This is a genomic window from Zooshikella harenae, from assembly GCF_018837975.1.
Taxonomy (GTDB): Bacteria; Pseudomonadota; Gammaproteobacteria; order Pseudomonadales; family Zooshikellaceae; genus Zooshikella; species Zooshikella harenae.
The window spans coordinates 29,959-55,970 of the sequence record NZ_JAGSOY010000016.1 but is presented as its reverse complement, the minus strand read 5'-3'; the positions used below and the strand labels follow the sequence as shown (position 1 = coordinate 55,970).

The window sequence follows — 26,012 nt, the reverse complement described above, 5'->3', positions numbered from 1 at the left end:
TATGATTTTTATACCCTCAAGCTAAGGGCATACTCATCACTCCCCCCATCACTACCAGATAACAGGGGCTTGCGTTGGAAACTTAACCGGTAATGCAAGTGTTTGCTCTTGGCCATCTTTCGCCTGACGTGCCTGCATCGCTAAAAAGAGCCTGCTTTCTCCTTGTGGAGTCGATTGATCACGATGTTTAACTGGTACTCGAAATGACAATAAGACTTCGTCTGCCGTACTTGTTGTATCAGTGCCAAATGCCTGTAACCATTTAAAAAGTGACCATTGGCCTGATACGGCAAATCGTGCCGTTCGCTCATCAACAATATCCATCGTTGAGCTTTGTTTAGGATCGACCAAGGGTAATAATGAAGACTGCGTAGCCCAGGTTAAATCAAGCTGAATAGGATCCCCCATCACCCAGTAAAGCTGATCATTACCATTTGGGTAAGTCGAACGTTCCTTACCACTTAATAGCGCCCAACTAATTAATTGTTCACTGCCTGGTGAATTTTTTGGTTTAGCACGAAACGTGAGCTTTAATTTAATACCACTTTGTTGTTGTGTTTGTTCAGCTAAATACGTTTTAAAAAAAGGCATGACATAATCAAGCTGAGTCAAAAAATCAGCGACTTTTTTCCAGCTAGCATTTTGGTTAAATTTTTCACTCAATCCTGAGTCACTCAGCTCTCCAGATACAGTAAATGTAGAGTTCTGTATAGGTAGGTTTTGTAAAATGGATAAAGTTTCTTGATACTGCTCATAGAGTGATAAAAACTGCTGAATTGCATCCAGTGAAACATCTGTTGCAGTTTGTTGTGCAAAAGGGTAACGACCAGATAAAAGGCTATTAAATGCCTGTGCTAATTCGCGATATTCTTCGTAAGCAAATGCAAGTTGTTGGTTATCACACCACAAATTAGCATGCTGTTCTAATTGCTGATATTGGCGTGAATATAAGTCACTTGCTGTTTTTACTGAAATGTCAGTGGCTAATCGCTGACTACAGTTATCAAGTGTTAATGCACTCAGCTGATTTGTAATAAAACCATTTAGTTTACCTACTTCTCCCTTGTCATTATGCTGTTCTTGATAGGCTTGCATCTCATTGATGGTATTACGCCAAAACTGTTTTACGGTTTCTGACCCACCCGATCCACTACGCTCATACGTATTGTTCAGCACCAATAAGTAAGGTGTAGTATAACCAATAATAATTTGGCTACGCTGCCACTGCCGCTGTAAAAACTCCTGAACTTTGCTTTGATCACCCAGGTTATATAACAGTTGTTCTGTATTCTTAGGTTGTTGTGGGTTAACCTTTGGCTCATACAACTTGCTAGACATCGCCAATAATTTAATATCCTGTAACTGTGCGAGTGCAAACTGCTGGATACACTGTGATAGAGCTTGCTGCTGCGCTATTAATTGCACCTGTTGCAACTGTCCCATAATTAATAACAAAGCTGACAACACCTCCTTAAACTGTTGCTCAGTGTTAATAATCAAATTCTCTTGTGCCAAGACTATATTGTTTGTTGAATTACTCATCGTATCAGCCAGCCGGCTGGTAAGCTGAGCCTTACTCAAAAGATGTTCACTGACCCCTTGTAAATGATCCTTCGCCATAGCGGCATACAACGGTAAGTTTGTTTGTTGTAACTCCAGTTTACGGTTAACCATAAATTGCTGGTATTCCCGTAAAGCCGTGAGTAATGTTTGCAGCGGCTGAGCATTCCATCCTCGTAAGGTTGCAGGGCACTGCATCTGTTTTTTAGGTTCAATATTAAAATAATCAAGCTCACTGACGGCATAAAACCCTGCCACTTCTTCTTTTAATGCATCGGCTAAGTAGATTCCCCCCTTAGGTCCATTAATAAATAAGTGACCATAAGGGGAAACTTGCATGGCTAACAGCTGACTATCAATGGGCAGATCACAGTGATCCGGTTGTAGACGTGCAGTAAACGTTGAGGATGACAGAGGATAAGCATAATCAGCTTCTAGTGCTTTGGCATGAGGCAACCACTGATTTCTAAGTTGCTCACAATTATTTTCCTCTAAGCCGCTGGCAAGCCACTGTTGATCAATCCATGTTAGCCAGCTGGCTAAGCGAAGAAGCTGTTGCTGATCCTGAGCACCCATCTGACGCAGGTTACGTAGCCAGTTTTCTCCCTGGCTTAAGGCTTCCTGAAAGTTTTGCTGCCAATCAGCAAAACCTTCACGGATGCGTTGACTGACTAAAATACGGGTAGCTTCATTAACTGAAGGCCACTCCTGATAAATCACGTTAGCTAACGCGGCACGATGTAACCCACTGACACGTTTAGTGCTTATGGGTAGTTTTTCCCCATAAACATACTCTATTAGTTGTTCAAACAAAGGAAATATTTTGTCTGCATGGTACTTATCCGTAAATTCACTAACTTCTCGAAATAGTGCCAGGTTTTTTTCCAGTTCTAGCCACTTCTGTGTGTAATTAATTAACGCCTGCTGTACCTTTGCCAAGTGTTGAGGTGACTTATTGGCACCTAAATTAGGCAACGTTTGACTCGCTAACACCTCAATATTATGTCGCAGATGACACGCCATACTGGGAAAAATAACTGCAGCAAAAGCCTGCTCAGCAACGTATCGGGTCGTCTGCCGACCAACACGATTATCAACCCAAGATAACGGTATCGCGACAAATGACATATGCGTATCCAGCCGGGCAATATGATCCAGTAAATCAAACACTGTTGCCTTACTGGTACAACCCTGCTCACTTTGTACATTCTGACTAGGCTGCTGCAGGAGCTTTAACGAGTACACTACAGTATCAACTTGCTGCTGGAGCTTTATGCTTGTCACCGTTAGGCCTGCAGCCAGTAACAGTGCTCCAATAGCAAATCCCCATCGCCAATGACGATTTTGCTTGTCTCGTTGCCAAATACCTTGGTGACTGGGTTGTGCTAAATGCTTTTCAGAAAAACACTTCTGACCAAATAAATGGCTAAGAAACCAAACATCACTCCGCACTTCCTTACGGTTTTGACCTGCAGCATCCACACTACCGCAGCAGTACAATCCCCTAAAAAGTAATCCTTGCGGTGCCTCAGGCTGCCCAAATAGCGCCACCAACCAATTTATTAAAGGCGTTTGTAAACGATTAAATTGCTCTGCAAATAAAAAGACTTCGTCAGCACTTTCTAACTCACCACTGGTCGCTCGTTGCAATAAATAGTGCTCTAACCCCTGACGGATTGCCGCCAAGCTCTCTTCGCCCCACTCTCCATTAAAGGGTTCACCAGCCGGATAAGGATTGGACCAGCCCACCATTTCCCCCTGTTGAGCTTCATCCAGTTCCTGCCAAAATAAACTAAAACCAGGTAAGACATCTGCTTGGCTCAACAACACATAGACTGGTAGCTGAAAGCCAAGATTATCTGGTAAGCTGTGCAGTAGATATTGATAAAGTTTAATTTGCTGTGTTTGGGTTAGTGGTTCATCCATTAATAGTTGTGGTACAGAAATAACCACAACCACCCCATCAAGCGGTCGCTCAGACCTCAACACCACTAAATGTTTTAAGTGATGCTCCCAGTCCTCTTTAATCGGTTCTTCTGATTGAGGTAGGGTAACCAGTACCCCAAGATCCGTTGCCAGCCAGTCCCACTGTGTCTGGTGAGAAAATCCCCAGCAGTCTTCATGACTGAGTAATTGCTGTTGTCGCTGTAGCGATGCCAACAGGCTGTGACGACCTGAGTCGTTATCCCCTAGCAGTAAGACCCAAGGTAACCAATAAGCACCTTGCCGTCGCTGACGCCATCGCCACCATTGCCTCTCCAGGTAAGCTTTACAGCGCTTTAGCCACGCCCAGACTAACTGCAAAAACTGGTGCCAATACGCTTTAGGCGGTGATACGGGTAATGCTTGGTAACGAATGGGCTTATCAGCCCGGCTGCCAATAAACCAAGCCATTACCGCAAAAATAATCAAGCCAACCAGCAAAATAATAAAAAACACAATCCATGAGTTCACAGTCCATCCCTATTCTTACCTTAACGATCCAGTATTAAAAACATCAGAACGCTAAGCTAGCTGGCAATAACATGTTGAATCCGTTGAATTGAAACCAGCCAAATAACAGAAGAAATAATCAGGTACGTTGCTGCCCCAGTGCCTACCATAATCCACCAACGGAGCATGGGTCGAAGTTTTGCTAACTGAACATTACCCAGCTGCCCTTGATACGCCTGGCGAAACAATCGCTCAGTACTCAGACTTACGCCTGTACCCAAAAACCGCCCTAGTTTTTGTCGATATTGCTCAATGACAGGAGCGCCTAGCGTGCCACGATACTGACCTCGGAAGCCCAGTTGTAAAGCCATAAGAAATATTGCTGCTAAAGAGTGATGCACAGGTTTTTTAAGGCGGATTGATAGCAGTTTATCCAAGTAGTGATAAAACCCTTCTCCACCTGTTGCGCTATTGAATAACTGTGTTTCGAGTAAAAATTCAGTCCAACAGCCTTTTCCCTGCCACTCACATTCCAGTAGCAGTATTTCGTCAGCCAGCACTGCCATCACGTACTGCGCCATACGATAGGCACGCACTTCTGCTTGAGACCCCATTGCTTGTATCATTTCGGCTTGCTGTTGCAATTGGGCTAATAGACGGCTTTGCACCAGCGCCGATAGCTCAACATCATTAATGGCCAGGGTCTGGTTTTCTTCCAATAGCCAGGTACTTAACTCCCCTTCACGCTGTAATGATTTTAATTGTGCCAATTGCTGATAAAACGAGGTAAACAACCCAACCAACTGATGATCACCTTCATTAACATGCATCGACATCAGCCAGTTCCTTTTTCACCGTTTTTGTGACTTTACGCCGCGGCCGATAGAGCGTTATTGCCGCTGGTCCCGTCTGACTAACCGAACCTTCAATACACAGTGGTTGCTGTTGAGCAATAACAAGCTCCGCTTTATCCTGAAGTGTTATCTGTTGGTTTCTCAGCAGAAACCAACACCCATTATCTGTTAACCCCCACTGTGAGCACTGTGCGGTTGAAAGGCGACGCACCAATGCCCCTGTGAGCCTACGCTGCCGCAAAATAGGCATAACCTGCTCACTGGCAATACGCGCTGTTTTTAACCATTCCATCATTTGTCGGCTTGACTGCCCTGGATGTGGCGTTAATTCCAGCAGCAATGGTTCCTGTAAATGACTTTCCCCCAGTACACGAATAAAACGTCCAGCCGCTTGTTTTTCAAAGGGTAAAGCATCATAGGCCACATTGACTTTACTGATCAGCCTATCAATTGCCTGCAACACTGGCTGGAAAACAGCAGCAATATTATTGTGGTCATACTTGGGCAAACGCATGGGCAACAGGCTTACTTCCAGTGGAGACAGGGCCCCAATCACTTCTGCTAACTGCAAATACAACGTAAATGGGTGCACTTTTCCTGAACGGACCAACACTTCAAGTGCAGGGAGCACGGAGACAAGCTGATAAATGGTTGGCCGTTGTTGTGGGCTTGCAGTAGCACCATGACCTGGTGTACTTCCTGCCAGCTCAGTAGCCTTTGTTCGGAGCCGTTGGACCAGATGCTGAACGCGACTTATAAGCGCCTGATCAGCCATGACCACGCTACTTTCTAAATACAGCATCGGCGGATGGTAATCGGTTAGCTGTAACTGTCCATTGTGACTCGACTCAATCTCGAAGAGCTTAAGTGTTTCCCATTGTGGAGGTAATGTCTCTCCTGTTTGCAGCGTCAACTTGGGGCGTATCCGATAAATCGCCACCTCACCTACACCTGTATTTTCATCCACCACTAACTGCTGTGAACCCGCTATATAACGTTGTATCGGCTGGCTTTGTCCTCCACCCTGCAATGGTTGAGGGACCGCCAGTTGCACAGTACATTTTGATCCCATCTTCAGTTCAGTGAGATCAACAGCCAAAGGCGTTTGCTGCTCAGGCGGAGGAAACTGGACAAATAACCCCGAAGGCATCACCGCCGAGAGCTGTTCAATCACTAACTGCCCTTCAAGTAAAGCGGCCTTATCAAGCTGACAGTCCACGATACCCCAGTGATAAGGCTGCTGCAGGACTCGGCTGAACTGTAGCATCGCCTGCCAATAGTGATCCTGCTGCTGAAAATGTTGTGGGGTCAGAAGCATGCCTTCTGCCCATTGAATCTTTTCTGGCAAACGATTACTCATGTATCACTCCATTGATCTCATTTTTGCGTCCTGCACTCTTTAATGGTCCATTATTTAATTTCGACCACCTCAATACGATCCGCTTGTAAACGAATTTGAACCTGTGTTAATGGGGTGAGATTGACCGGGTATTGTCCTTGTTCAGTAAGATAGTTTGCAAACCCAACAATGTACTGCGCTTCATTCACGCGCTTCGGCAAAGTAACCTGCTTAACCTGCTGACCAGGCGGAACCTGCAATGATATCCACTCAAACTGTTGTGGATACAACTGTTGCCATTGACCTCGCGTTTGAAACCACTTTGGACCCGTATCAGGAAGCTGCTTAACCAACTCATTTTCATACACAAAAACAATATCCAAGGCAGTCGCAGAATTTTGATTCGCTTTTGGTTCAGCCACCACCGCGATTTCCTTAAGAGCATTAGGTGATGACCACCAGCTTGTTATCTTTTCAGTCACACCACTGCACCCACTCATTACGACAATAATGAGCACCCAGCAAAAGGAGATTAGCCAACCGCACGTGTTATTCTTCATCATTCATCCCTGTGCAAACTTGGGTCTTTCACCTCTGTTTTGTTATCGAGCCTAACTCAACAACAACACTTTTACTTGACCAGGTGTCAGTGATGCACCAATGGCATTGGAAATATAACCATTTTGCCCTGTTAAACTGGTTAAACGTGTCGCTGGAACGACGCCCACATACGTTTTAGTACTCCCCATTAAGTACTGGTCTGGGCCAATAATCATGCCTGACACCATCCCTAGCTCAACTCCGCTTTCATCCCCTGTACTTACTGTGCCTGTTGTTAATAGATTTTCGGCAAGGCCCGTCCCAAAATACAACTGGTATTGACTAGGCACATGGGTTGATGAAAATGCCATATTTAACAACGGGAATGGTACAGGGCCTGGAGATGGCTCATAGCACACATCAGGAAATGCAAAATTCATAACGCTTAAATTATTATTGGCAAACACTCAACGCATCCTTTTTTCCTTACTTATACCCTTCTCTGCAGGCATATTATTCTTACCAGCTTACTTTTATACGTAACTCAATTTATCAGGCCTAATAAAGCTTGATATGATCAGACTATTACCCCATTGTTATTCGATCAGCATCCACTTTAATTTCTTTTTCGGCCGTTAATAACTGATATTCCCCATGCATTTTTAGTAAGTGTTTAGCCGTCAACGTGTAACTATCCACTTGCTGGACAAAATCCTGGACATGACTGACTGCTGTTTCCCAGGCAGTATAAACCTGGTGTTTACCTTGAATTAATAACTGCTCTAAGCTCCCCAAATCCACTTGCTGGGCAGCAAATAAGGTAAGCTTGGTTTTAGCCAGTAACGCAATTTGCCCCTGCTGCCACTGTACTTGTGTTGCACCAGGAACCGTTAATTGCACAGTTTCACAGCTTTCACGCTGTAAAATATGCACAATGAAGCACTCTGCGCCTGATTGATCAGTGCCATTGGACTCTGCGACAAGCACGTGATCGCCCACCTTAGGAGTCACTAAGCAACTCACAGCTTGCTTAACTCGGCGACCATCTGCCAACCGCCAGGTACTATCCCGTTCCTCTTGGCTCACCTGATGACACTGCAACCGCCATACAGGATCTTCGGTCATCATCTGCACCTGCGTATTTAATACGGTCATTGCATACTCCTTATGCTAGAACGGAATCACTTTGTTTAATCAGTTCTGTTCCCAGTGAAGAATAGGTTGCTCAGCGTTAAGCAGCTTGTCATCGGTTCCTTGAACATAGACTGCACGATGCCAAGCTGATAAATCCCCCTCAGTGTTATGTATCTGGCTATGGTTTAGCTCCGTACCCAGCCATTGATTGTTGACTAGCAACGCATGAGAAAAGTCGGCATAACTGCAGTCTGCACCACTAAAATCGACTGTGTTTACACTGGCAAATCGCCAACACGTTTTTTGCAGTTGTCCTTGAAAAAACCTACAGCCAACCAAGTCCGCTTTTTGAAAAATGGCACTTTCCATACTGGCTTCAGCAAAGTCGACTTCATGTAACTGAGCGTTGAGCCACAGTGAGCGGGATGCTGTAATACCTTTACAAATCGCTTGCTGCCACTTGCTAAAACTTAGATTAGCTTCCGTCAGATCAGCCCCGGCAGCATTCACTTGGCAAAAATTACCTTGTTGAAGATTACATTGTTGGAGCCTGATCCCTTTCAAATCACACCCTTGCCAGTCTCCTTGCTTTAACACCGACTGGTTAGCCTGCATTCCTTGAAGGGTCATAGATCGCCAGGGCACATCCAGCAAGGCTGATTGTTGAAGCTTCGTGTTTCTAAAATCGGCGGCTTTTAATTCACATTCCACCATGCAAGACTGCATTAATGTTGCTTGCAGCCATTGACTGCCCTGCAGTTTACATTTCAGCCAGACACAACGCTGCCAGTGACATTCTGCCCAGCAACTCAACTGTAAATCACACTCAGAAAAGCTGACACCTTGATAGTGACCAGGACAGAACAAAGCCGCAGGCAATTGACAGCGAACAAAGTTGGTATGCAACAGTGACACTGACTGCCATCGTGACTCAGTAAAATCACACTCAATAAAGGCCGATTTATCCAGTTTGCAGGAAACCCACTGACAGCCACGAAATGAGCACTGAATAAAGGTCAATTGCTCCCAGTTTCGATGGAACAATGTTTGTCCATCAAAACAGCGTTGCTTGATAGGCAAGCCAAGCTGAATACACTGTTCTATGCTTGGAATGGATGCATCATCGTCCATGACTTGTCATCCTTTTGATACCCTTATGGGTCGTTGTTTAAAGTGATATAACTTCTCTGATCCATAGTTGAGCGTAGCACCGGAACCCTAGCGATACACATCTGTTAGCAAACAGTCCTCCAGACGAACATGGGTAAAGTCTGTTTGAATCAAACTGGCATTAGTCAGCTCACATTGATACCACTGACTACTTCGACAACGACTTTGTAAAAAATTAGCGCGGGTAAATTCACTCTTCTGCAACTGAGTATGACCAAACAAACAGCGGTACCAGTGGCTATCACTGGCTTGGCAGTTTGATAAATCACTTAGGCTGAAGTCACAATAGGCAAACTGTGCCTGCTGCAATTGACTACCCTGCAATTGACTCTCTCGCCAACTACACTGATAGGCCTGCAAGCCTGATCCCTGCCAGTTGTGGCAAGAGGCACTACCGCAAAAAACTTGTTGCCAATGCGCTTGCTGACAGTTTGCCTGCTCAATCTTGGCCCCCATCAACACACAACGAGAGAACCGTGTTTGCTGCCAATTAACAAAATTAAAGTCTGCCTGATAAGCAATCACCTGATGCCATTGACTCTGTTGCCACTGAGATGCTGTTCCTTGCGCGCCCAGTAGTAGTACATCGGCTAAAACGGCTGACTGCCATTGGCTATTTGGACACACTAATGCACGCGCTCGCCAATGTTTAGCTTGCACCCCCTGACAATTTGCGCGCGTAAAATCAGCCTGTTCGGCAAGTCCATGGTCAAGAACCGCGCCCTCAAAGCAAGTATCATGCGCTGTCACTTGTGACAGGTTGGCGTGTTGCAACTGGCACCGACTAAAATTTGCGGCTGCTAGATTGGTCCCAGTAAAAACAGCACCTCGAAAGTCTCCAGCAGAACAGTTAACGCCCTGCAAGTTGCAGTTTTCAAACATGGCTTCCTGGGCATCCACTCCCTGTAAATCGATGCCTCGTAAGTCCGCCCCAGAGCAATCCATGCCTTTTAACGAAAAGTTTTGCTGTAGATGAGTAACAATAAAATGCCGCTTGGTTTTCGAGTCCAGCTGATCATCCACCACAATAACGGTAGGCGAATGCAGCCTGGCCTGATAACGGCCTCGATCCGTTTGCTGCTTCCACTTTGCTAACTGAAGACGATCAGGCGCTGAAGATGCATCCGCTTTTTTTACAGACTCATCTGATTCATGGTTAATTTCAGCATCAGCTGATGCTGGTGAACTTGCTTCAAGCTGTTGCCAGGGGTCCTGCTTTGAGCCTTGCGACAATGAATTTTTTTCCCCTATCTGCTCAATAGCAATATCTTTCAGAGGGGTTAAAGCAGCACGTGCCTGCTGTTGTTGATGTTTTGCCTGAGCCTTATAGCCTTCTGCAACAGCACGCGTTTGCTTGAGCCACTGATAAAGATCTTGTTTACCTTGTTGAACCGCTGACCAGCTGGGCGGTGATATTTTTAACGGCTTAGTATCCATAGCTGAAGGGAGTGCTTTCACAGCATTATTACCTACTGAGGGTGCAGCAACTTTTGGTACCTCCTTTGTTTTCAGCTGATCATTGACGAGCTGCTCAACATAACCTTGCATGGCCGCCTTCTGCGTTTCTGCTTTGGTTTCCGTTGATGGTTGCTGATCACTCGCAGAGGTTGAGACGGGCTTCGACTGTAAAGGCTTAATGAAAGAAGGCAATAGTAAGGATTCATTCATCCGGCGACATACTTGCTCTTCGAGGCTCTGCCCTTCAGTTTCTAACAGGGGTTGATAATGATGATAAGGACGAACAGGCTCTTCACCATGCTCATAAGCTAACAACACCTGCTGAATATCCTCCGCATCCGGATGATTGAGCTGGCACGTCCCCCGGTAAATAGCAACGCCTAAGTCTGCCTCAGGAATAAACCAGATAGTATCCAGGTTCAGGGATAACTCATGAATATCGGATGTTGAAGTATCCTCGCTTTGTTGTCGCACCCAACTGCGCACCCGAAATGTCGGAAGAGTCCCTTCAATGACAGGAAGTGTTGGATGCAAGTGGGTTAGGCTGAATGGTTCTCCTCCTTGCCAGAAACCTTGCTTTAACTGTTGATCTATTGCTGCACGATTACCTAAACGTGGATCAGCGTTATCAGCCAAACCAGGAAAATTTTGGGCTATCCACTGCTGATCATAGGTTCCCGCCCAACGCTGTCGTTGTGGCCAGCTCAAGTCAAGTGGTAAAAAGGACACAGGCTCATAATGCTGCCAGGGCTTCGTAATGGCTGTATCTGGATCTTCAATATTGGGCAGCTTTCCTTGAGCGGGTCCCTGCCACCGTGATTGTGAGGCAGGAATAAAGCCGACCCCCAGAGGATTTTCCTTATACCCTTTGCCACCAAAACTATGGGCATAATCAATAGGCTGCTGCTGAAAAGGTAAAGGTTCTGTAAAAACCACTTGCCCCGCTAAGTTGTAATGCCATTGCCGATCACCGACTAAACGCAGGTTTTTCACCAAAGACCCCACTTGGACACCCACCATTAACGAGGAAACAGGTTCATGAGGGGCATAACCTTGTCCCGCTAATAGCCACTCCCCCACAGGCTTGATCAATAACTCATCAGGTGGACACTGTTTAGGTAAATGCTTAACCCAGTCAGGCCAACCTTTTTGCTCAGATAAAAAACAAGCACATGGTTGGCTTAATGGAAAAAAACCCAAAACAGCCAATACCCAACGATCACGCTGTTGCATACGTAATGGCTTATGTAACAGGCTTAATGAATGGGGTTTGATTACCTGCATAGCCTCATCACTCACATAATCAGCTTAATGGCTGACAATAACGAAATTTCAGTGCCAATAATTTCCGTTTTCACTAAATCAGGGCTGGTCTGAAAACGCACACCACTGGCCACCACCTCCACAACCGCAATGGTGTCCTTGACTGACACACTATTGGAGGATGTCACCACACTGACATCATTACTCACCCCTGTTACATTGACCTGAGAGCTTTCTCCCACCACACTTACTCGTGTTGAAGCTCCCGTCACACCTATGTCGGTACTACTGCCAATGATATTGGTATTGGTGCTTGCCCCTACAATAGAAGTGTTAACACTGGCCCCAGTGATGTTGGTCGCCACACTACTGCCCACCGTAGTATCACTCACACTCGCCCCCGTCATGTTAACGGCCGTACTGCTACCGACAACATTGGCACTATAAGTGAGACCTATTGCAGAAGAGCTCATACTGACGCCAGTCACAGTGCCTTGTGTAGCACTTCCAACGACATTGGCACTGGTTGTTGTACCAATTGCAGAGGTACTGGATTGCGTGCTGGCGCTCATGGCGCTACTAACCTGATTCATGGTCTGCGTTGAATCGCTCAAACCATCCACTTGCTGGGAGCTGATGGAGTCCCCTTTAATCACTGAGTCCTGTTTATTGTCTTCTTTTATTGTGCTTTTGGATTCAACTGAGCCAAGCGTTGACTCACTGTAGCTGAGCCCTTTAACGGTGTGGTAGCTGCGGGTATCGGTCAGTATTTCACTGTGTTGTTCAGTTTCACCAATGGTGCTGTAGCTCAAAGACTTGTTTTGAATCGTGCTATGACTTTCCGTATCAATCATCAGCTGTTCGCTATACGAGTTATCTATCTCGCTATGACTCCAGCTTTTTTGCCCGTAATGTTCACTGTAAGTAGAACCCCAGGACTTGCTTCTACTCAACAAGCCAGGTTTACCTTCTTCTGCCATCGCATAACTGAAACTGGCACCTTGTGAGTAACTGCTATCCCGATACTGCCCTGTATCATAAGCTTCCTGAACAATACCTATGGCTTCACTTAAACGCACCTGAGATAACTTACCAAAGCGAATACTTTGGCTATCACCATACTGCGTACTGTATTGACTGCCGACATGAGTGGATGCTGTCCAACCTGATGGGGTTACCACTTTGGTGCCATTATTCTGCACAATACTCTGGATTTCCGGCAGCTCTGAGTCATCATTGGCCCGCGTCACAATCACTGTTGCCCCCACTTCAGGAATATTTTGCATATGGGCAGCCAGCTTGACCCAACAGGGCTCAGACTGTGCTCCCTGCACACTAAATTGCACAAATACCCCTTTAGCTTGTAATACTGAATCTGCACTATTGCGATCACGACACTGCTGTAACTCCAGATCAAATACGGCAGGAGCGTAATATTTCCACTCCCCAGCACTGACAGCTGACCCACCCCCACCATGATCAACGACTGTCGCTAACACGCTGCCTTGATGGGTTTCTTGAATAGAAAAGGCGGTAATCAAGCCCTGAGGTTCAGTGGCCTTAAAGGTATTTTGATACTGTCCGTCAATCGTAACTTGGTGAGAAACTTCAGTAATGACAAAGGTTTGTCCAGCCAGTGAAGGCTGAATGGGATTAGGGGTATGACTTTCGCCTTGCTGGTTTGCCAATGAGAACTTATAACCTGCTTGCAACCCTGGACACTGGCTGCCTCCAGAAAACTCCGTGGCAGAGGCACTGATCATTTGCTGTTGAGTATCTGCCTCACTTTGAGCCTCTTGATCACTACAGCCGTATTGATAGATCTTGTAAACGTAAAACGGTAGCGTTCCCTGCGCAACATCGCTTTTTCCTTCATAAGACTGAGTATTAGCGACAGTATCAGCCTCCCAGGCCGCCTGCTGACGGGTTTGTGTAGCCGCAACACTACTTGATACCATTTGTTGCTGATAATGGTAATGGGTTACGACATCGTCTTCATGCTGCTCAGGCAAATGGCTATAGGTATAGCGTAATTCTGGCTGCTCAGGTAACGCCCAGGGATAGTCAGTGCTATTGCTGAAAACAACCTCATCAATCCAGGGCTGGTGCTGATAATAGAAGAAAATATGGGCTTTTCTGATGATTCTCTGAATAAATGCTAATGCCGTTTCCCCTGCTTGGAACCAATCCTGTACTCTCGTTAATGCAGAATTACTACTTCCAGTAATACCGATCATAGAATACGTAATACCAAATTGTTTAAGCACCTTCGCAACAACATCACGTAATGATAATTGCGGGTAAATCTGGTAACCATTCGTTAATGTTAACTGCCACAGTGAAGGCCGCATAACCAACTGATAATTCCCTGGTTGCTCCATCGCCATACTGGCAACAATACCGCTACGCAACACCATGCCTGGCACCGTAGAACCTGCCAAGGCAGCTTTGAAGTCTTGCGGAGTTGAGCCTAGCTTGGGATAAACAATACCAATCGTAATAGGTTGACCCAGTAGATCATCAAAGGTCAGGTTGAAGCCACTGGTATCAGTATTACCACGCAGGGTAAGTTGAAACTGAAACAAATCGCCCGTTTTTTCCTGACCTTGCAACTGTACCAAGCGAAGGGTTTCATCCCCTATCCACTCGCCACTCTGCAGCTTAACCGCCCAGTAAAGTACAACTTCTTGATAACCATGCTGCTGTAGCTGCGTTTGCCCAATTGCACTCATGATGCATCCCCATGCTTGCCATCACTCTCACCATTCACTTGATATAACCAAAACCGTGCAGGGTCCAAAGCCCTGGCTCCCGGCTTATGAGGCTCCGCTTTTTTCTGTTTAGCTGGGGCTGGTAACCAAGCTGAATGACTTAGCCGTAACCCATGGAATAATGGCTGTCGCTGTGGTTGAGCTAATTGACTGGCTGGCACTGTCTCTTCAGCCAAGGACATTTCCAGCCAACAGTTCAGTCCACCGCCCGTCAGCACAAGCAACCAGTGTCGCAATGTTTCATTAATCTGCTCTCCTGGCAGCATACGACAGAAATGTGTGTAAGGCAGTGGACCAATTTCCAGCTTAATGGCATCTTGCTGGCTCCAGAAATAACGACCAATAAAGCTTTCTGCCGATAATGTCTGGCCAATGTACAAGCGTTCATTCGCAGGAATCGTTAGCCAACAGCCATGAAGGGGTTGTATTGAGACGGGCGCATTGACCAAGACCATCAATATCCTTCGCCAACTGTCAGGGTTACTGCGCTGCATCAAGCGTAACCCAGCCAGCCCCAGTAACTGTCGTGCAGCCAGTCCATGAACATGTTTTGCATCACACCAACCTGCTAGCCGCGCTAGCCTTACGCCCACCGTTGACCGCTCTGGAGAAAGGTTATTTAAGCCTGGTACACAGTGTGATTTAACAGCCCAACGTAACCAGTGAAACCGCTGTTGAAGCAGGTCCAGAAAATCGCTGGTAACTTGATGTCCCTGTAACTGACGACGCCAAATGGCATCCCAAAACAAGTTGGGTAATGGTCCATGACTACCCGCCAAACTAAAGTTATTCACCCGAATGTGCCAACCTTGCTGGTTAGCAAGTGGTACAACAAACTCTATTTCACTGGCAGGAAAAGCCGGCGAATAGCCTCCTGAGAAATAAAGGCTCTGATGCTTTTTTTCCTCATTAGCAGAGGGGTTGTCGTGTTCTCCTCCTTGCCAGGTCAGTAACCGAACTAACTGGTAAAAATTAACCAGCAGCGGCTGTTGCTGCCAAAGTGAAACTAGAGGATGACTTGTTCGCCAACCTGTGCTGGCCAACGCTTCCATAAACCCTTCCGTTGCTTACTATGTAACACTAAAGACACAAAATGATTACTATTCACGTAACGTGCGAGTACATGCTGTAAAATCTCTCCCAGCAGTAAAGGACTCCCCTGACCAAATTGGGTCTCATTCACGGTCATTGTGAGCTCTACCCCCTGACAGAAGCCACGCCATAACTCATTCCCCATCCGCTGAACAGCCGCTTTTCCCTGAATACTTTGAATACTGGTAATCTGTTTCCGATTAACTTCGCCCTGCATTCCACCATGTAATAACAACAGCTGGCGTAGGTTCGCTAACAGTGATTCACTGTCATACAAAGACAAATGCAGATTATTCACCTGTGCGAGCAATAACCACGGTGTTTGGCTAAGTAGCGGAGGAGGATGGTACGCTGTGGGTGACATCAGCAATGTGAGACGGTTAACTGGTCCAGCCCCTTCTAATTGCAACTCATCACCTTGTCGCAATTGTTCAGGTAACGTTCGATTCGTACTCCACACTACACCACTTAACGTATCTGCCACAGGATTCGTCAGTGACAGGCTGGGATCCAATAAACTAATCCATAATTCGGTACCAGGAATATCTGGACGCTGGCTTAGCTCTCGTCGGCAAAGGTAAAAATAATCATCATCTTGCAGTTGCCAAATATCACTTAGCTCAAAATAAGAAGCGACCTTGCGTACCGGCTGACCAGGGCGAAATGCTTCTAAATGGATCGGTTTAACAACCTCACAGTACTGGTGATGAGAGTAATCAGCGACCAACCGATATTCATAATGATGATGATCCATTCGTAATGGATCTAAATGCTGTTTAAATAAATTAACTAAAGGCACACAGTTCATCCGCAACGATTCTGCAGATAAATGAAGCTGTTCTGGTAAAACCGTATTACTTAACAGCAATAACTGAAATTGATCGGTAGCACCCGTTAATTCCAGGCCATTAATATCAAATAATAAAAATCGCTCAGGAAAAGCAAAATACTCTTGTAACAATCGATAACCTGAAAATGAGGTTGGCTCATCCAGTAGTAAGGCTTCTTCTTCTGAAAAACCACATCCCACTAACTCAGCAGCAGATAGCTTACGCCATGAACCCTCTTCATTCACCTTGACCCATAATGAAACGACATGCTCATGTAATAACTCGTACAGCTTAAACTGCTGTGTCGTGTTTCCTGCTATATAAAAGCGTAATTGAGAAATGGGGAGTGTTTGAACAGGGTCCTCGCCCAAATTGGTAATGGTTAAATGAACCCCACCGACGACATCAGCCGTAATGACTTCACCAGGTAAACCGGCCAGAGATAGCCAATTAATTTGTTGAATAGCCAGTGGCCACAAAGCTGTGTCACACGCTACTTGAAAACGACAACGAACCAAATCACCTCGTCGTTGCTCGGTCTCAATAAATACATTTCTACCACGGGCTAATTGCCACCCTGCACGAAAATTAGCACCATCAGGTTGTACAGTAACCTGTCCCATCACCATAGCGGGTAAAGGAGATATTAAATGAGGATACAACTGGTCTAATAAAACGGAAGGTAATAGGTTACGATCAACATCCAGTCGATAATTTAATCGTCCTGTTAAGTACGCGACCCCCTGCAACAGCATTTCAACATGAGGATCTGCTGACACACCCGCACTTAACCCAAGTGCTTGGGCATACTCAGGGTGTGCTTTCGCAAACTCAACACCATCACGCCGCAAATACTGTATTTCACGATAAAAATAATCAGCCAGCGGGTGAGAATCCCCCAAATTCATGCTACTCCCCCTTGCGTGCACTGGCAGGTAAAGAAAACTGTACTGGAATCGACTGAGCTTGCCAGACAAGCTGCGCGTTTATTCTTAAGCTAAAAGGATTTAACGGATCACTTTGGTCTGTCAAACTAACTTCAACATGCTGCAAACGTGGTTCAAATGTTAAAATAATTTTTTTTATACGATCCGCTATTTCCTGCAACTGACTGCGATGATTTGTAGCTAAATCAGCTACCGCAGGAAGTCCCAAATGTAAAATATCAATGGGACTATTAACCGTTGCAGGCACGACACTGAGTAAACGCGTTATATTTTCAATAACCAGGTCCAATACATCTTCTTTTGTTATTTCTCCCAATACATCCAGTCTTTCCAATAGGTAACGCATCGGTTGCGTTTAATTCCTTAATTATAATATTTATCTATTTTTCTATAATTTAATCTATCTGTAATTTAACTATCTACTACTTGATAATTAAAATAATTTAACTTGTAAACTGACCAATAACACGATTGCGTGCCAAACTCCAACCAGAAGACTTTTTACCTGCTCGGGTTGTATCCGCATTTTGCACGGTAAAGTCCCAAAGTATTTCGGTAAAATTCAATTTAAACTGCTCTGTTGGCATATCATCTGGATGAGACTGAAATTGAATTTCACTGATAATCGCATCCCTAATGGTAAATGTCATGATATTCGCAGTTTTATCACCGGAGTTTCGGCAAATATATATTTTGGTAGGCTGATCAGTGCCCTTCCCCAAAGGCTCAGCACGCAAACAATATTCATAAAACTTTACCGAGGTTTTATCAACATACTTAACACAAGTAAATTCTGTAATAATAGGCCTTCCTGATGTTCTCGCAGAATTACTGACATCGGTGGTAACTTGCTGTTTCATCCCCTGATGAACAGAAACCAACTCAATACACTGACCAAAATTCAGTATTTCATCTCGATCAACAGGATCAATCAAACTACCACCGGTTGTCCAGCTATTCTCATCACCACCAAATACTTCTTTATTCCCTGGTTCTAATAAAATTAAATCCATGACATCATTCCTATTTTAATTGAAACCTCATTGATACCCTTTCCCCGTATCCAAGGGTATACATCAATTTATGCAGGCAAATCCGCAACTAAACGAATTGAAGTCGTTAATTCTTCTAGCTGGAAGTGAGGTTTAATAAAAACTGTTGCCCGATATGCACCAGGTTTTCCAGGTACGTCTGTGACCTGAATTTGTGCTGCCCGTAATGGATAAGCTGCTTTTACTTCTTGCGAAGCATCATCATCAAGCAAAATATATTGAGAGATCCAATTATTTAAAAACTGCTCCACATTGGCGCGCGTCATAAACTTACCTACTTTGTCACGCATAATGACTTTAATAAAATGCGCAAAACGAGATGCACACAAAACATAGGGTAACATTGCTGAAATTTGTGCATTGGCATTTGCTTCATCAGAGATATATTTTTTCGGTTTATTAGTGGTTTGCCCACCAAAAAAAGCAGCCTTATTTGACCCTTTGCAATGGCAAATAGCCATGAACCCTAAATCATTTAACTCTTTTTCCCGACGATCAGTGATGGCCACCTGAGTCGGACACATCATGGCAATGTCCCCCTCATCAGTCTTATATTTATAGGTCGGTAAACCACTAATAACACCGCCACCTTCCACCCCTCGAATCGCCGCTACCCAGCCATAAAGCGCAAATGCATTGGTGATTCGCTCTGCTAACATATAGGCAGGATTTCCCCATAAAAACATTTTATAATTTTTACTGGAAACTATTTCCTCAAAAGGTAATCCATCCACTGGCAAGGTATTCATACCATAGGGTAAACGTAACAGCACATTAGGCAACGTTAGTGATACATAGCGAGAATCTTCTGTTTCTCTAAAGGTACGCCAACCATCCATTTCAACACTTTCAAAAATTTTAGCCAGGTCCCGAGGACGTCCAAGTGCAGTAAATGTATCAAGGTCAAATAACGCTGCACTTGCTGCAGCAATAAAAGGTGCATGAGCGGATGCCGCAATGCTGGACATTTTTATCAGCAATTCTATATCCTGAGGGTGTCGGCCAAACTCATAATCACCGACTAATAAACTATAAGGATAACCGCCATACGTGCCATATTCTGCTTCATAAATCATTTTAAAAATAGCACTTTGATCAAATTCGACGGCTTTTTCTAAGTCTTTTAACAAGTCATGTTTACTAATATTTAATACTTTTAATTTTAGTAATTGCCCTGTTTCAGTACGCGATACAAGATAATATAACCCTCGCCAGGTAGACTCTAATTGTTGGAATGGTGGGTAGTGAAGAATGAGGTTTAATTGACGTCCCAGTAAATCATCAAATTTGGCGATACTGTCGTCAAGAAGCAAAGCAGTTGTGACACCTTTAGCGCGTAAATCATCTAGCGTAGCCACTATCGTCTGGACAAATTGCCCTAATAATAACAAAATATGAGTACGTTGCTGTTCATTTAACAGCATATAATCCCGAGACAATAATTTATCAATCGTATCATTGGATTCAACTGAGGCCCACTCTTCGACACTTTTGCCATTAAATGCGGCTAATAAATCATCCTTCACTTTATTAGCGTCATCTGAAGGCGATGTAGATACCATATCGTCTAACACCTGGCATAACGCATCACTGGCTTCAAGCTTGGCTTGCATATCACGTAATCGACAGCGTTGCTCATATATCTCATTTAATTTAGGTATCTTTTTAACCACTGATAGTGGATCAAAGTCTTCTAATTGGGAAAATAACAAATCACCTGATAGCTTACCCTGCCCATCAATTTCATTAGCAATCGCAGACAATTTGACCCGTGGTGCTGCTGCCGCTAACACACCGTCAAAATTGTCCCGATCAATATCAACCATCTTACGAACCTTCACCAGTGGTAATGGCTCTATGGGGTCTCCTGTTAAGTCTGCAAAAATACCAACGATAAAAGGCAACTCTCGTTGTTCAATTGCCCCACCCGTTTCAACATCATAGGTAATTTTAACACGAGGTGGTCTTACCCTGTTCAGTTTTTCCTGCACGCTTCCTAACATGAGACACTCCGTCGTGATTTTTTCCTTTATTTATTTCAAACGTAGACAACACTTAGTCGTTATCTAACATTGAGTCACAGGTTTAAGTACAACCATATATACTTACAACCCGAAAAAACTTGACTGATTATTCTTAACAGGGAACATCCCTTAATACTATTCTTTCTAGGTAAAAATCCACCAAGCGATATTTTAGATATAGTTGTTCGCTATAACAATGTTAGTTAGTGTAGAGCATAACATCAAAAAGCGAATAATACTTAACATGACGTTTTTATGTCTTAGTCACATTATCATAATTATCGTGACATGTTCATGCTTACTTTCACAAAGATAGCAGCAAGTCATGCCGAAAAAGAAGGGAAGTTGCACCATAAAGATGCAACAAAAACTAGTGCTCGATCATGACTTCAATTTCCTTACGAGCCATTGATCGCATGACTAGAAATCCAGAAGTGATAGAAAAAACTATTGCAATAACATAGCTTACAAGAAGTGGTTCCTGAAAAAATAAGACTAACCAAGTTGTTGAAAGAATGGGGGTCAAAAACACAATAGGCGCAATTTTTGCTGCATCCGCTTTTGCCAGTGCAGTTAACCATAATATATAAGATAATCCATTAATGATTGCACCGTTTAGTAGTATTACCAGCCAGGCTTCAGCAGCAGGAAAGGAAAATTGACTCCATTGAAATAGCGTCAATAACGAAAATACTGCTCCCCAAAAAAATAAGAAAAAGGTTCCTGTGTACGAGTCTATGCTCTGGTATTTTGATAACACAGAAAAGAGCGCAAAACCCAATGCACCAGTAAAAACGACCAGAAGTACCCAAGGACTACTCACCTTTATCGCGGTCAAATCACCTTTGGTGACAACAATCACTACAGACAAAAAGCCCAAAATTAAACCAACCACTCCAATAACGCCCAGCCGCTCGCTGAAAAAAAGCAGCGAAATGACGGTAATGAGTATTGGCCATGTATATTGAACAACAAGTACTTCAACGCCATTTGTGGATGCATACCCATAATAAAGACATAAATAGTAAAAAAAACAACCCAGAAACCCTAACGGGGCACACCATAAAAACTGGCGTTTACTCCCGCTTACTATTATTTTTCTATTTTTCAGCCATACAAACGCTAAAACGACAACTGATGAAAGTACATTTGACCAAAATAGAAACTGAAATACATCAAGTGAATGCTGTCCTATTTTTGCAACAACAGGTATTAAACTCCACGCAACCACACACAACAAAGCGAAAGTTATCGCTAATTTAGCCCCCGAAACATTCATTGTAATAACCTTACCATATGAAACAAATAAAACACTTTAGTACTAAATGTTTTGGTCACTGAAAAACCTACCTGATCAGCCACTGCAAGAATATAGTCACAAGAATAAGAGCTTGACTGAAAATCATTGCAACAAAACGTATAGTGATTATCATCATCAACTTCATGCGCAATATCAAGACCACACTTCTGATAATACGCTCGCCTTATTGAATTTGCAGGCTCTCCTATTTGAAAAGAAGAAATCACAATATCCATACCGGTTGAATAGTACTTTGTTAAAATCTTAGATATATTTGCAACATTGCCAATAAGGTTAAATGGAAAAAGACACAATACACGTTCAGACTGATTAATTTTATCACTCAGTATACGGTCAATGTCTGCAAGGCTTCCATGTAAAAAAAATGCTTTTGAAGTTTGACACTGCGAAAAATAATGTTTTGATTGTTCTTCTAGCTTTGTCCTAACATCAATACCAATATACTTCACATTATTCATTGCTGCTGTTTCAAATGATCTTACCTTATCACAGCCAATTTCAATCAGTGTTGAATAAGTCTGATTCGCTAGAATACCTGAAATAAATGCTTGCTCATGGGCGAGATAACGAATGATGTGATCGTCGAAATTATGAGTATTCATAATCTCATGACCAATGTTACTTTGATAGTAAGTGGTATTGTCCGATAATCTTGGCATAATGCCTCCTTGCATATGGCTTTTTTATTCCTTTATAACACTCCTTATTATCGTCAGTTTCATACTTAAAATAAGCATATAAATGAATTTATATAATTAAATCATTACTAAAAAGGTATATTTTAATGCTAGATACACTGCAAAATGTGCCTAGTCTTCAGTGCTTAGTAGATGGTATCTGCACGCAAAAGTAAAGATTTAATAGTTAATTAGGAACGTCTTACTTATTACGGCCTTTTATAGACAGTAAATGAACACCCATTGTATTTTGCTGTACGCTAATGGTAGACAAAAGGGCTTTATAAAATCGCGGCCAAACTATTATACTTAATACGTTAGCTTAACACTCAAATAGATCATTGAAACCTATTTGAGTGTCCTATTGACTAAAAACAGAAAACACAATGTTAACTGTTTTAACGTCTGCCTGCATTATTACTGGTGCAGATTACATAACACCAGGGTTATATCCTAAAAAAGACAACGCTTTATCACCATTGACTAAACCTATACCTGTTTGAGTACTATCAAGTACCGAGATACGAGCACTCTGTTTAAGGGTATCAACAATACGCCCCACATTTTGCGCAGACTGACCCGTTGATTGCTGATAAGCCTGTAATAGTAAGGCTGTAATGGCAGTAAGTTGTGGTGCAGCAAATGAGCTACCTGATTCATAGTTATCTGTAGCCCATGTATACACAGCTTCCGCAGGAATACCAAAACTTTGGTTAGCCACTATTGGATTTTCGCCCGGTATTGTCGCCGATAACGCAATATCGTCAGCAAACGTGTTCAAATTAATCGCAAATAACAAATTATTCGCATAGTTTTCATGTTCAATTAAAGTGGTAAACGTTTTAATCAATTGTAAATCGTAGGCAAATAAATTACCGGTATCAGATAAACCTAGCCGTTGTCGCAAAGGTGTTATATTTCCGTCAAGGTCTGTCCCCGTATTGCCCAAAGATTTAATAACAATTTTACTCATCAATGCTCTTTTAAGTAACGCAGCAAACTGTGCATCTAATTCCCCCTCTTTTTCAGCAAAGCCACGACTCATATTAACAATCAATACATCATCTCTTGTTAATAAATACGTCATTGCTTGATTATACGTTTTGGCTTCTGCACTAATTGGAACAACCTTAGCTTGAGGGGCAATGGTTAAGATGACATCAATAACGCTATTTCCATGGTTCAGCGCAACAGGGTTGCCAAAAGACTGAAGCGTTTCAATGTGTGCCTGAGGATAATGTGCCCGTTGTTGTTCCAGCAAAGCGGACTCAAACACATCAATGACTGCTATGACAATCCCACTACCTTGAAAGTCACTAGCAAGCTGCTGAAATTCAAGGTCAAATCCAGGATGATATTGGGTCACCAAATCATTGATTGATATCCTAAACTGCGTCAACGTGTGTAACGCTTTTTGAAACGCGGGTCGCTTTGCTGTCTGGTATTCATCGGTTTCGAAAGAAAACAGTAACTCAACCATATTGATAAACTCAGTTATCTTATTACCCCATTGATGCATACTGAGCTTTTTCAACAGATACCTGGCTTTTTCCTGTTCGTTATACTGATCAAGATCCGCCTGCTCATAAGCTGAAATTAATGGCGAAACTTCATCTTCCCCAGGCCAATGGACAATAGTCTTTATATGTGAAATCGCCTGTTTTATCTCATCCACTTGATGGATATCCGCACGCCCCCCAAGTGACAAGCAACAAACAAGTAACCCAATAACAGCGCTACTAAACTTAAAAATACGCTTGCGCTTTAGCCCGTAATCCATTTGATTCCCTAATAATGATTGGCTGATTAACGTCATAACCCAATGTCGATTTATTAGATTAAGTTAATAAAACATTAACCCCTACAACGACAGCTTGTATTTAGCAACATTGAGTTATACCTGCTAACTTCCTTTATAACAAGGAAGCTAAACGTGTACCCTGACTGAAGGGTGTCGTGTCAAGGAATAAAACAAAATGAACCAAAAGTCATCATTTACCATTGACGAAGAGGTCACCTTCGACTCGTCAGAAGAACTTGTATCAACGACTGATACTCGAGGAAAAATAACCTATGCCAATAAGAGCTTCTGTCGTGTATCTGGATACAGTTTGGAAGAGCTGGTAGGAAAACCGCACAATCTTGTTCGTCATCCTGACATGCCTAAAGTAACCTTTAAAGATCTGTGGGATAAATTAAAAGCTGAAAAACCTTGGCGTGGTTTAGTTAAAAACCGATGCAAAGATGGCCGCTATTATTGGGTTGATGCATTTGTCACCCCTATTTATGAGAATAACCAACTCATAGGCTATCAATCTGTACGTAGCCAACCTACAGCACAACATGTTGCTACGGCAGAAAAACTGTATGCAAGGTTAAACCACGGCTCAACACTATCTCACTGGTATAATACACCACAAATAAAGTATGCTTTACTGGCTATCTCTTGGTTGGTTACTGGGTTCATAACCTATAATTTATCACTACCCTGGCTGCAAGTGTGCATTTCACTTATCCTCCCCTTTATTATCTTTAAACATGAGTTATTCACGACGCCTGCCTTTTTATACAAAATACAGCAACAGTATGATAGTGTGTCCCGTTTTGTCTTTTCTGGGAATAAACCTCACGCTATTGCTGATTTTCATTTAAAACTGTATGAAGGCAAAGTCAAAACGATCCTTAGTCGCGTACAAGACAGTATGCGTACCATGCAAGAACTTATTGAATCGCTACTATCTGCAGCACAATCAGCACAAGAAGGTTCTGAAACTGAAACCAAAGAGTTACACCAACTCGCAACAGCAACAGACCAAATGGCTGCAACCATCAGCGAAGTTGCTAAGAATACCGAACAAACAGCCGAAAAAACGCATCAAGCTCATGATGATTGTGATCAAACCAATCATGCAATGGCCAAAACTGCAAAATTGATTAATCAGCTAGCCCAGGAAGTAGAATCCTCAGCCGATGCCAGTAAGGAACTCGCAAATAAAGCAGAAAAAGTCAGCCATATAATGTCTGAAATCCAAGGTATTGCAGACCAAACCAATTTACTCGCACTCAATGCGGCGATTGAAGCCGCCAGAGCAGGAGAACAAGGTCGTGGATTTGCTGTGGTTGCAGAAGAAGTTAGAGCATTATCACAACGAACCCAAAGTGCCACAGAACAAATTCAAAGCTCAATACAGGATATTCAGGACACTCTACTTTCATGGGCCACCAAAATGAACAGTGAAAAAGAGAACGCTCAACATTGTGTAGAAGATGCAGTCAATACACAGGAACGAGTACACTCCATTTACCAACTCATAACGGATATTACTGAACTCACAACACAAATTTCAGCGGCAGCAGAAGAGCAAAGTGTAGTATCCCAGGAAATTAGCCAAAATATTAATAAAATTAGTCATGCTTCCCAAAGTAATTTAGATCAGGCAACTATTGTGCAAAAACAAGCACATTCCCTAGAAGAAAAAACGAACAAACTGTCCATGTTAACTAAGGCATTTGATTAATCAGTGCATTTTCTAATCATTTTAATACA

Annotated in this window: 18 protein-coding genes; 1 reads left to right on the top strand and 17 read right to left on the bottom strand. The window is 43.4% G+C overall.

All coding sequences use genetic code 11. The features are described 5' to 3' along the window. Positions 1 to 51: 51 nt before the first annotated feature. From KCG35_RS09080 to KCG35_RS09000, 17 genes are all read right to left on the bottom strand, one after another. A complete protein-coding gene (locus KCG35_RS09080) occupies positions 52 to 4,014 on the bottom strand; it encodes a type VI secretion system protein (protein WP_215819376.1) in 3,963 nt (1,320 codons plus the stop codon). Positions 4,015 to 4,070: 56 nt separating this feature from the next. Next, positions 4,071 to 4,829: a DotU family type IV/VI secretion system protein gene (locus tag KCG35_RS09075; protein ID WP_215819375.1), complete on the bottom strand. Its 759-nt coding sequence runs from the start codon at positions 4,827 to 4,829 to the stop codon at positions 4,071 to 4,073. After that, positions 4,813 to 6,207 (bottom strand): type VI secretion system baseplate subunit TssK, encoded by a 1,395-nt coding sequence (tssK, locus tag KCG35_RS09070; RefSeq protein WP_215819374.1) that lies wholly within the window; start codon positions 6,205 to 6,207, stop codon positions 4,813 to 4,815. Before tssK ends, KCG35_RS09075 begins: the two co-directional genes overlap by 17 nt. 50 nt (positions 6,208 to 6,257) lie before the next feature. Further along, positions 6,258 to 6,668 carry a hypothetical protein gene (locus tag KCG35_RS09065; protein ID WP_215819373.1) on the bottom strand — a complete coding sequence of 137 codons (411 nt, stop codon included), beginning with the start codon at positions 6,666 to 6,668 and terminating at the stop codon, positions 6,258 to 6,260. A 129-nt stretch (positions 6,669 to 6,797) separates the two neighbouring features. Further along, a complete protein-coding gene (locus KCG35_RS09060) occupies positions 6,798 to 7,193 on the bottom strand; it encodes a DUF4150 domain-containing protein (protein ID WP_215819372.1) in 396 nt (131 codons plus the stop codon). Between the two features lie 118 nt (positions 7,194 to 7,311). Then, positions 7,312 to 7,881: a DUF3540 domain-containing protein gene (locus KCG35_RS09055; RefSeq protein WP_215819371.1), complete on the bottom strand. Its 570-nt coding sequence runs from the start codon at positions 7,879 to 7,881 to the stop codon at positions 7,312 to 7,314. Positions 7,882 to 7,920: 39 nt separating this feature from the next. Next, positions 7,921 to 8,991: a pentapeptide repeat-containing protein gene (locus KCG35_RS09050; RefSeq protein ID WP_215819370.1), complete on the bottom strand. Its 1,071-nt coding sequence runs from the start codon at positions 8,989 to 8,991 to the stop codon at positions 7,921 to 7,923. 87 nt (positions 8,992 to 9,078) lie between these two features. Beyond that, entirely contained in the window at positions 9,079 to 11,787 is a 2,709-nt protein-coding gene (locus KCG35_RS09045) for a DUF2169 family type VI secretion system accessory protein (protein WP_215819369.1), read from the bottom strand. Next, a complete protein-coding gene (locus tag KCG35_RS09040; RefSeq protein WP_215819368.1) occupies positions 11,784 to 14,483 on the bottom strand; it encodes a phage late control D family protein in 2,700 nt (899 codons plus the stop codon). The genes KCG35_RS09045 and KCG35_RS09040 overlap by 4 nt, the downstream gene beginning before the upstream one ends. Next, positions 14,480 to 15,574 carry a type VI secretion system baseplate subunit TssG gene (tssG, locus tag KCG35_RS09035; RefSeq protein WP_215819367.1) on the bottom strand — a complete coding sequence of 365 codons (1,095 nt, stop codon included), beginning with the start codon at positions 15,572 to 15,574 and terminating at the stop codon, positions 14,480 to 14,482. Before tssG ends, KCG35_RS09040 begins: the two co-directional genes overlap by 4 nt. Continuing rightward, complete coding sequence (gene tssF, locus KCG35_RS09030; RefSeq protein WP_215819366.1) at positions 15,529 to 17,352, bottom strand: type VI secretion system baseplate subunit TssF; 1,824 nt, start codon at positions 17,350 to 17,352, stop codon at positions 15,529 to 15,531. Before tssF ends, tssG begins: the two co-directional genes overlap by 46 nt. Before the next feature lies 1 nt (position 17,353). After that, complete coding sequence (tssE, locus tag KCG35_RS09025) at positions 17,354 to 17,737, bottom strand: type VI secretion system baseplate subunit TssE (protein ID WP_215819365.1); 384 nt, start codon at positions 17,735 to 17,737, stop codon at positions 17,354 to 17,356. A 97-nt stretch (positions 17,738 to 17,834) separates the two neighbouring features. Beyond that, on the bottom strand, positions 17,835 to 18,404 hold the full coding sequence (locus tag KCG35_RS09020; protein WP_215819364.1) for an Hcp family type VI secretion system effector: 570 nt from the start codon (positions 18,402 to 18,404) through the stop codon (positions 17,835 to 17,837). A 68-nt stretch (positions 18,405 to 18,472) separates the two neighbouring features. Next, positions 18,473 to 20,446 carry a type VI secretion system contractile sheath large subunit gene (tssC, locus tag KCG35_RS09015; RefSeq protein ID WP_215819363.1) on the bottom strand — a complete coding sequence of 658 codons (1,974 nt, stop codon included), beginning with the start codon at positions 20,444 to 20,446 and terminating at the stop codon, positions 18,473 to 18,475. Positions 20,447 to 20,837: 391 nt separating this feature from the next. After that, positions 20,838 to 21,746: a DMT family transporter gene (locus tag KCG35_RS09010; RefSeq protein ID WP_215819362.1), complete on the bottom strand. Its 909-nt coding sequence runs from the start codon at positions 21,744 to 21,746 to the stop codon at positions 20,838 to 20,840. Further along, positions 21,743 to 22,447 carry a hypothetical protein gene (locus KCG35_RS09005; RefSeq protein WP_215819361.1) on the bottom strand — a complete coding sequence of 235 codons (705 nt, stop codon included), beginning with the start codon at positions 22,445 to 22,447 and terminating at the stop codon, positions 21,743 to 21,745. Before KCG35_RS09005 ends, KCG35_RS09010 begins: the two co-directional genes overlap by 4 nt. Before the next feature lie 448 nt (positions 22,448 to 22,895). Next, entirely contained in the window at positions 22,896 to 24,245 is a 1,350-nt protein-coding gene (locus KCG35_RS09000; protein WP_215819360.1) for a S8/S53 family peptidase, read from the bottom strand. A 196-nt stretch (positions 24,246 to 24,441) separates the two neighbouring features. On the opposite strand from KCG35_RS09000, the gene KCG35_RS08995 reads away from it, so the two are divergent. Continuing rightward, positions 24,442 to 25,983 (top strand): methyl-accepting chemotaxis protein, encoded by a 1,542-nt coding sequence (locus KCG35_RS08995; RefSeq protein ID WP_215819359.1) that lies wholly within the window; start codon positions 24,442 to 24,444, stop codon positions 25,981 to 25,983. The last annotated feature ends 29 nt before the right edge of the window (positions 25,984 to 26,012 follow it).